9 protein-coding genes and 2 tRNA genes are annotated in these 8,150 nt (G+C 42.8%); 9 read left to right on the forward strand and 2 right to left on the reverse strand.

From position 1 onward, the window contains the following. The first annotated feature begins 63 nt into the window (after positions 1-63). The 6 genes from K6C05_RS00515 (at position 64) to K6C05_RS00540 (ending at position 2,871) form a co-directional block, all read left to right on the forward strand. Positions 64-139: transfer RNA gene (locus K6C05_RS00515), tRNA-Asn, on the forward strand. Positions 140-302: 163 nt separating this feature from the next. Further along, positions 303-378 (forward strand) — tRNA-Val (locus K6C05_RS00520). 150 nt (positions 379-528) lie between these two features. After that, complete coding sequence (locus tag K6C05_RS00525) at positions 529-1,041, forward strand: transcription repressor NadR (RefSeq protein WP_296730315.1); 513 nt, start codon at positions 529-531, stop codon at positions 1,039-1,041. Positions 1,042-1,067: 26 nt separating this feature from the next. Next, a complete protein-coding gene (locus K6C05_RS00530; RefSeq protein ID WP_296730317.1) occupies positions 1,068-1,328 on the forward strand; it encodes an NfeD family protein in 261 nt (86 codons plus the stop codon). A 144-nt stretch (positions 1,329-1,472) separates the two neighbouring features. After that, a complete protein-coding gene (gene floA / locus K6C05_RS00535; protein ID WP_296730326.1) occupies positions 1,473-2,462 on the forward strand; it encodes a flotillin-like protein FloA in 990 nt (329 codons plus the stop codon). Between the two features lie 10 nt (positions 2,463-2,472). Next, on the forward strand, positions 2,473-2,871 hold the full coding sequence (locus tag K6C05_RS00540) for a hypothetical protein (RefSeq protein WP_296730319.1): 399 nt from the start codon (positions 2,473-2,475) through the stop codon (positions 2,869-2,871). Between the two features lie 69 nt (positions 2,872-2,940). On the opposite strand, the gene K6C05_RS00545 is transcribed toward K6C05_RS00540, so the two are convergent. After that, positions 2,941-3,342, reverse strand: coding sequence for a GtrA family protein (locus K6C05_RS00545; protein WP_296730320.1), 402 nt, complete (start codon positions 3,340-3,342; stop codon positions 2,941-2,943). Positions 3,343-3,436: 94 nt separating this feature from the next. Here K6C05_RS00545 and K6C05_RS00550 point away from each other — a divergent pair, with 94 nt between their 5' ends. Beyond that, positions 3,437-4,384, forward strand: coding sequence for a glycosyltransferase family 2 protein (locus tag K6C05_RS00550; RefSeq protein WP_296730322.1), 948 nt, complete (start codon positions 3,437-3,439; stop codon positions 4,382-4,384). A gap of 268 nt (positions 4,385-4,652) precedes the next feature. Here K6C05_RS00550 and putP read toward each other — a convergent pair whose 3' ends face one another. Beyond that, complete coding sequence (putP, locus tag K6C05_RS00555; RefSeq protein ID WP_296730323.1) at positions 4,653-6,128, reverse strand: sodium/proline symporter PutP; 1,476 nt, start codon at positions 6,126-6,128, stop codon at positions 4,653-4,655. Between the two features lie 450 nt (positions 6,129-6,578). On the opposite strand from putP, the gene K6C05_RS00560 reads away from it, so the two are divergent. Both K6C05_RS00560 and K6C05_RS00565 read left to right on the forward strand, forming a co-directional pair. Beyond that, positions 6,579-7,442, forward strand: a complete 864-nt coding sequence (locus tag K6C05_RS00560; protein ID WP_296730324.1) for a response regulator — start codon at positions 6,579-6,581, stop codon at positions 7,440-7,442. 3 nt (positions 7,443-7,445) lie between these two features. Further along, positions 7,446-7,904, forward strand: coding sequence for a chemotaxis protein CheX (locus K6C05_RS00565; protein WP_296730325.1), 459 nt, complete (start codon positions 7,446-7,448; stop codon positions 7,902-7,904). Positions 7,905-8,150: the final 246 nt, after the last annotated feature.

An 8,150-nucleotide genomic window follows, 5' to 3' on the forward strand; every position in this document is an offset into this window, starting at 1 on the left:
TTGCTTGCATTATATATTGTAATGAAGTAAAATACTATTTGTCGGCGAAAAGTGACAGAGTATTCCTCGATAGTTCAGTCGGTAGAACGACGGACTGTTAATCCGTATGTCGCAGGTTCGAGTCCTGCTCGAGGAGCCAATAGCGCGTTGGTCAAGTGGTTAAGACACCGCCCTTTCACGGCGGCTTCACGGGTTCGAATCCCGTACGCGTCACCATTTTTAAATATGACGAGGTTATGCCTCGTTGAAACGCTCATTGTGAGGTTTCCTTATAAAGGGGAATTGAATGATAGCGTTATAAAGGGCGCTTAGCTCAGCGGGGAGAGCGTCTGCCTTACAAGCAGAATGTCAGCGGTTCGATCCCGTTAGCGCCCACCATATGATATTTGAGACTGCAGCAGCAGTCTTTTTTTATGCTTTTTTTCAGTTTTTACGACTACTTTCGGCAAAGGGTAAAATTTTTCCTGGCATATATTTCAATATTGCTTTTTTTATATACCTTTAATAAAATAAAAAGGGGGGTTGTATATGGATACACAGGAAAGAAGGGACAAGCTGCTGGAGTGCCTGCAAAAGTCCAAGGGACCTTTGACAGGGGCTTTTCTTGCAAAGAAATTTAATGTCAGCAGACAGATTATTGTTGGAGATATCAGTGTTGTCAGGGCTGGTGGTGTTACCATATATGCTACACCCAGAGGTTATGTGGTCCCAAAGGATGAAAATACCGGAATCGTCGCCATCATAGCGTGCAGGCATGATGATCAGCTTATGCGCAGGGAATTGGAGATTATAGTTGATAATGGTGGCTTTATCAAGGATGTTATAGTTGAGCATCCGTTATATGGTGAGATACGGGCAGTTCTGATGCTGTCTACCAGACATGATGTTGCTGTTTTTGAACAGAAGATGCGTGAATGTGCGGGGAAACCCTTATCACTCATCACAGAGGGAGTACATCTCCATACTATTGAGGTCTCTGATCAGGGCAATCTTGACAGGATAAAGGTCCAGCTTAAGGAAGCCGGTATTTTGTGTGAATAAGGATATGTGGTTTTGGGGGTGAGACTGTGGCCTGGCAGTTTTTAAAGAATTTCTGGCATAGCATGGTATTGCGTGACCAGACGAATACAGAGCAGGGATATGTCAGCGCGGTTGAGCAAAAGGAGCTGGTGGGGTGTACCGGAGTCGTATCCAGGGAATTGCGTCCGGCCGGTACTGTCATAATAAATGGGGAGCCGGTAGATGTAGTATCTGAGGGAGATTATATACCAAAGGGACAACAGGTAAAGGTGGTCTCGGTGAATGGCAATCGCGTTGTTGTCCGGTGATATATACTATGGATTTCAGCCTATGGTTTTTTACGGGGAATTGACTGTGTCCCTGTCATGGGGAGACAGGCCTGGTATAGTAATAGGTCAATATAGTTTTGAAAGGATGGTTTCATGGGAAACGAAGAAGGATTGTTGGATCTGATTTTTACAATGAGCGGAGTATGGTTTTTCCTGCTCATCATAGCATTGATTGTTTTTTTGCATTTTGTGCCGCTCAGGTTATGGATTGCAGCCAAGGCTGCCAATGTATCTGTAGGGATTTTTACCCTGGTGGGAATGAGACTGCGTCAGGTAATACCGTCAAGGATTGTGTATCCACTTATTAAGGCCAATAAAGCTGGCTTAAGCGTGGAGGTAAATCAGCTTGAGGCACATTTCCTGGCAGGGGGTAATGTGGATAAGGTAGTAGATGCCCTTATTGCTGCTCACAGGGCGCAGATTCCATTGCCCTTTGAGCGTTCAGCAGCCATTGACCTTGCAGGCCGGGATGTTTTGGAAGCTGTTCAGATGAGTGTTAATCCAAAGGTTATTGAGACGCCGGTGGTTTCAGCAGTGGCAAAAAATGGTATAGAGTTGAAAATAAAGGCTCGGGTAACTGTTCGTGCTAACATAGACCGATTGGTGGGTGGTGCCGGTGAACCTACCATCATAGCCAGGGTTGGTGAAGGTATTGTTACTACGGTGGGTTCTTCTGTTAGTCATACTGATGTATTGGCCAATCCGGACGATATTTCCAAAACCGTTTTAGGTAAAGGGCTGGATGCCGGAACAGCATTTGAAATATTATCAATTGATATTGCTGATGTTGATGTAGGCCGTAATATTGGTGCTGAGCTTATGACTGATCAGGCTGAGGCAGATAAGCGCATTGCTCAGGCCAAGGCTGAGGAACGCCGTGCTATGGCTGTTGCCAAGGAACAGGAAATGAAGGCCTATACCCAGGAAATGGAGGCCAAGGTGGTTGAGGCCCAGGCCGAGGTACCTCATGCTATGGCTGAAGCTCTGAAAAATGGGCGTCTGGGTGTAATGGATTATTATAATCTAAACAATGTAAAGGCCGATACTGATATGCGTGACAGTATCAGTCGCAGTGCCTCTGACAGTCAGCTGACACCCCCGACCATAAAGTAGGTGATGGGACATGGATATAATCCTTCCAATTATTCTGTTTGCTTTTTTGGTTATAGTGGGGAATGTATTGGATAAGAAAAAGCCTACTGCAAAACCAATTCCACCGGATTGGATCCCACCTGATGTCAAGGGGAGCAAGGAGTACAACCCAACTGATATTGATGGCAGTGAGGAAGCGTCAGAACAATCTGTAGCATATTACGGCGGGCCTGAAAGGAAGACCAATCCGTATCAGGAATATCTTTCCCGGCATGGAGTCCCTGAAAGACATCATGGCGGGCAGGTAACTGATTCTGCTTATAGTAATGATTCCGGTAAGCAGGTACAACCTATGAATGGCATGGTACAGGCAGTAATCTGGGCAGAAATTTTGGGTGCACCCAGGGCCCGGCGCAATAGGATAAGATAATGAAAAACAAGGGGGACTGACTAAGTGTCAATCCTCCTTGTTTTAGGGTGTGATATATCCTGTAATATTTTATTTTCTGCCGAAGGCAAATATCTTGACCATGAGAAAGGTTATTGGAATTCCCAGTACAGCTGCAATAAGGTAGCTGACAACCGGTGGATAGTCCAACCAATTATAGAATATTATCACTATAATATTTTGAATGATGTAGTTTGGGATATATGAAATAAAGAATTTGATAAACCTGCTGACAGAAAGTGTGTCATGAAATACAAATCTGCTGTTCATCCAACAGGCGCAAATGTTGGCCAGTACATAGCCGATATTAAAGGTAAGATTGGCGTCCGTTATAATAAAGGAACAGAGCCAGGCCAGAAAGGTACAGTTAAAGGTATTTATACAACCGATTACCAAAAAAAGGAGGAATTCCTTTGTCCAAAAGTGATGTTTTGTTTTTTCCATTAAGTTCATTGTAAAACCTCTTTTAAACGGGTATTGGAATTTGTGTCAAAACTGTTATAATAGTATAGTATTTTGTAATTACTAATATAGAAAAGAGATAACCATGAAAATTATATCAGTTGTTGTTCCTGTATACAATGAAGAAGACAATATAGAACATTTTTATCAGGCAATTGTTGATGTTTTTGAAAAACTTGATTATGAATTCGAGCTGGATTTTGTAGATGATGGTTCGAAAGACCGCAGTCGTGAAATCCTGCGGGAACTGGAAAAACGCGATTCCAGGGTACAATCGATTTTTTTGGCCAAGAATTCCGGGCATCAGCTGGCCCTTACCTGCGGGCTAGACCATGCTGAAGGTGATGCAGTCATTACAATGGATGGTGATATGCAGCATCCCCCTGAGCTTATTCCGACGCTCCTGGAAAAATGGGAGCAGGGGTATGAGGTGGTTCAGACTATCCGTAAAACTACAGAGGGAGTGTCATTCTTCAAGAAACTGACCTCCAAGTATTATTATAGGGTATTGAATATGCTTTCTACGGTGCATATTCAGGAAGGCGGATCTGATTTCAGGCTTATGGATAAGGTGGTGGTAAAGGCTTTTCGTCGGTACCGTGAGCATGCCAGATTTATTCGTGGAATGATTGGGGCCATGGGTTTTAAGCAGACTCAGATTGAATTTATTGCACCCAAGAGGTTTGCCGGGGTATCAAAGTTTTCTCCACGCAAAATGTTGCATCTGGCTGTGGATGGTGTGATGGCGTTTTCCATTCTTCCGTTGCGGATAAGTCTTTATATAGGCATGATCTGTGGACTGCTCAGTGTGGTGCTGTTTTTGCATGTGCTGGTATCAAAGTTCGTGTTCAATGATGCTGTGGCAGGCTGGGCTACTATCACTGCCTGTGTACTGTTTTTTGGTGGTGTTCAGTTGACTGTATTGGGTATCATTGGTGAATATATTGGCCGAATATTTGAGGAGGTCAAAAACAGGCCTCTGTATCTTGTTGGTCGCGGTAAGCCCAAGGATTTGGAGGATGAAAATGATTAAGGGGAGCGCTGCTCCTCTTTTTTTGCAGAAAATAATAAGATAGCAGATAGACTGGCTGTATTTTATATTAGCAGTTATATTTTTGCACTAAAAAAGGATTCGCATGAGCAACGAATCCTTTTTTAGTGTGTGTATTATATTTAGGAGAGTTACGCTTGCTTTGAAGCTTGAATATAATATAACATAATTGAAAATGATTTTCAATAGCATTTTAGAAATTTTTTAAAAATTTTTTTAAAACCAGCTTTCAAACAAGTCCCTGTAGTAGTTAAATATCAGCGCCTTTTACGGAATCAAACATATTTGTAACTTCCTCCGGTGGAGTTTTATCCATGATGCTGACGAGGTAGATAGCCAATAAGGAGAATGCAAATCCAGGAATGATTTCATACAAACCGAAAAATGCAAACTGTTTCCAAATGAGAACGGTGAGTCCACCTACGGTTATTCCTGCCAGTATGCCATTACGGGTTGCCCGACGCCAGAAAAGGGACATGATAAGTGCCGGACCAAAGGCTGCACCAAAGCCTGCCCAGGCATAGGAAACCATATCCAGAATGAAGCTGGTAGGATTCATGGCAATGCTGATGGCCATGGCAGATATGATGAGTACAGCGGTACGGCTTACCCAGATCAGTTCATTCTGACCTGCGGATTTACGGATAACGGAACGATAAAAATCCTGGGAAAAAGCTGATGCGGCTACCAGAAGCTGAGAGGAGGCAGTACTCATTATTGCTGCCAGTACAGCTGAGAGGATGATGCCACCAACGAAGGGGGTAAACAACTGCTCAGTCATTACCAGAAAAACTGTTTCGACCTGTGGCCCTGTAAGCTTCTCGGTGAGGAAAACACTGCCCACAATGCCTACGCCTACAGCTGCTGCCAATGATATGATTACCCATACCATGGCGATATGCATGGCACGGTGCAGTTCATTGGAAGATTTTATTGCCATGAAGCGCACCAGGATATGAGGTTGTCCAAAGTAGCCCAATCCCCATCCTATGAGGGATATGAATTCAATAAATGACACTGTGGAGCCGTCAGGACCAAGAAATGGATTAAAAAAGGTAGGGTTTATAATATTTACTGCAGTGGCAGTATTTGATATTCCCCCCAGTGAATAGACGGCAGCTGCCGGTACGATTATAATGGCAAAGAACATCATTACACCCTGGATGAAATCAGTCCAGCATACGGCCATGAATCCTCCGGTAAGCGTATAAAAAACTACTACAAAGGCACCAATCATTACAGCAGTGGTGTAATCCAGGCCAAACAGTGTACTGAACAGCTTTCCGCCGCTTACAAAACCTGAGGCAGTATATATTACAAAGAAAATGATTATAAAAATGGCCGGGGCTATGCGAAGGACATTGCCCGTATCATGATAACGATGCTGGAAAAAATCAGGCAGCGTAAGTGAATTGTTGGCAATTTCAGTGTACTTGCGCAATCTGGCAGCAATGAATTTCCAATTGGCATAGGTGCCAAGAGCAAGGCCGACGGCAATCCACCCGGCATTTAATCCTGCAAGATATGCTGCTCCCGGCAGTCCCATTAGCATCCAACCGCTCATGTCAGATGCTTCTGCACTGAGTGAGGTAACCCATGCCCCCAATTTTCTGTTGCCAATAATGTAATCGTCCATATTGCTGGTCCGCTTATAATAGTATAGTCCGATAAACATCATGAGACCAAGATACAGAACGAAGGCTACAATTATTAAAATATTATCCAATTGTTATTCCTCCTATAATAAAAATACATTTCTCATTATACATAATATGTTACAATTTTGGCAAATTGCTTTTGGAAGGGGATAAAGGTGAATGCTATATATTATTTTTAGGTTATGGTCAGTAGAAAAATGGTTTTTTGAAATAAAGCAAGGGACTTTTTTCCTTGAATTGGGATAACAATTTAGGTATACTTAAGAAAAGTATGTATTTTTTTTAACCAATGAAAGGTTTTGGGTGTTTATAGCGAATATTCCATAATCTTCCGTATTATGGGCCACGGCGTGTGTTCTTTGCGGTAAAGGCCAGTTGACTTATGTTTCCTTATGGAAGAAGCATTTGAACAATGGTGGTATAAAAGTACAGGCAGTACAAGGAATGTTTTGTTTACTCATTGCAGAAGTTTCGACAATGGCATTATGAGATTACACGAAAAGTGCAGGTGATTGTTTGTGGAAAAAGTCAAGGTTATGGTAGTAGATGATTCTCGAATAAGCCGTATGATGGTCAGTTCCATGCTTGCCAAGACTAATTTTGAAATATGTGCAATGGCAGAAAATTGTTCACAGGCCGTTGCTCTTTATGCTAAAACGAAGCCGGATGTTGTTACTATGGATATGAATTTGCCTGATGAGGATGGTATAGAGTGTACATCCCGTATTCATGCCATTGATCCTAAGGCAAAGATTGTTATGATTAGTGCGATGAAGGATGCGAAGCTGATTATGCGCGGGCGCATGGTCGGTATTAGTGCGTTCCTGCAGAAACCTGTCAGCACTAATGAACTTATAGATACCCTGATGATTATGTGCAAGGATAATGTGGGAACTGTTGCTACCTATAGGGAGTCTTATGTGACGACCTTTGCAAAGGTCTTGCAGCAGACACTTATGCAGGTATTTGGGGTACAGAGCGAAATTGAGATTGCGCAGGAAGATTCTTCGGTTTTAAAGGTAGATGGTGTAGCTGTTGTAGTGGGTATAGTCGGTGAACCTAAGGGCCGCGTGGCATTGTATATGGATGCGGATACTATGTTTGGGTTGTCCAGGGCTATGCTTGGAATGGATGCTGATGAAGAGCTGTCTTCTGATGAGGCGGAGGCGGCTATCGAAGAGGCCGGGAATATTATTGCTGGTCGTGGGGTTTCCAGTGTTAATGATGTGTTTAAGGATAGGGAAATGAGAGTTACTCCTCCAGGGACCATTGTTGGCTCTGATATAGTCTTGTCAAATCCGGATTTGATTGCATTTAATATCAAGGCTAAAACTCTGTATGGTGATGTGTTTATGAACATTGGTTTTGCGAGGGGAGTATAATTTATGGATGTAAAATTAGTTAATCCTTTTATAGACGCATTTACCACTGTACTTCCTCAGATGGGTTTTTCTGAACCTAAGCGTACTGGAATGAGTGTCAAGGAACAGAACGCTAAAAGCCTTGGCGTTGCAGTTATAGTTGGCTTTACCAAGGAAATAAGAGGCAGCGTGGTTTATAATATGACTGAAGAAACTGCAAAGTTTATTGCGTCGACCATGATGATGGGAATGCCGGTAGCGGCTTTTGATGAGATGGCCCAGAGTGCTATTTCAGAAATGTCCAATATGTTGACTGCCAATGCAGCAACTAATTTAACTGCTTTGGGACTGGAAGTGGATATTTCAACTCCCAGTCTGACTGTGGGTGCAGACTGCCAGATTAAAATCAGCAACGAGCAGTATTTGACTATTCTGATGGATGTTGATGGCCATCAGGTGGAAATTGATGTTGCAGTACAATAATGTTTATGTTTATATTTTATGAAAAGGGACTGGCTAATGCCGTCCCTTTTCTGTGTAATAGTGAGGCTGAAGGAGCTTCATTTCTGTATAGGTTACTGGAGGTAGAAATAACGAGCTTTAAGATGTCCCCTTCCTCTTTAGGTGGGGGAAAACAAACTACAACAGCTGGCGAGCATATCTCCCAGCTCGTTGAAACGCTAATTGGAAGATTTTTCTTCTAAAGAAGAAAAATTTGAACAATGGCGT

The sequence above is a fragment of the Anaerovibrio sp. genome, from assembly GCF_024697385.1.
GTDB lineage: Bacteria > Bacillota > Negativicutes > Selenomonadales > Selenomonadaceae > Anaerovibrio.

What these genes read in the sequence shown, in the direction of transcription:
- K6C05_RS00540 (WP_296730319.1), top strand. Translation starts at nt 2,473, where the DNA reads ATGGATATAATCCTTCCAATTATTCTGTTTGCTTTTTTGGTTATAGTG.
- K6C05_RS00545 (WP_296730320.1), bottom strand. Translation starts at nt 3,342, where the DNA reads ATGAACTTAATGGAAAAAACAAAACATCACTTTTGGACAAAGGAATTC.
- K6C05_RS00565 (WP_296730325.1), top strand. Translation starts at nt 7,446, where the DNA reads ATGGATGTAAAATTAGTTAATCCTTTTATAGACGCATTTACCACTGTA.
- K6C05_RS00550 (WP_296730322.1), top strand. Translation starts at nt 3,437, where the DNA reads ATGAAAATTATATCAGTTGTTGTTCCTGTATACAATGAAGAAGACAAT.
- K6C05_RS00525 (WP_296730315.1), top strand. Translation starts at nt 529, where the DNA reads ATGGATACACAGGAAAGAAGGGACAAGCTGCTGGAGTGCCTGCAAAAG.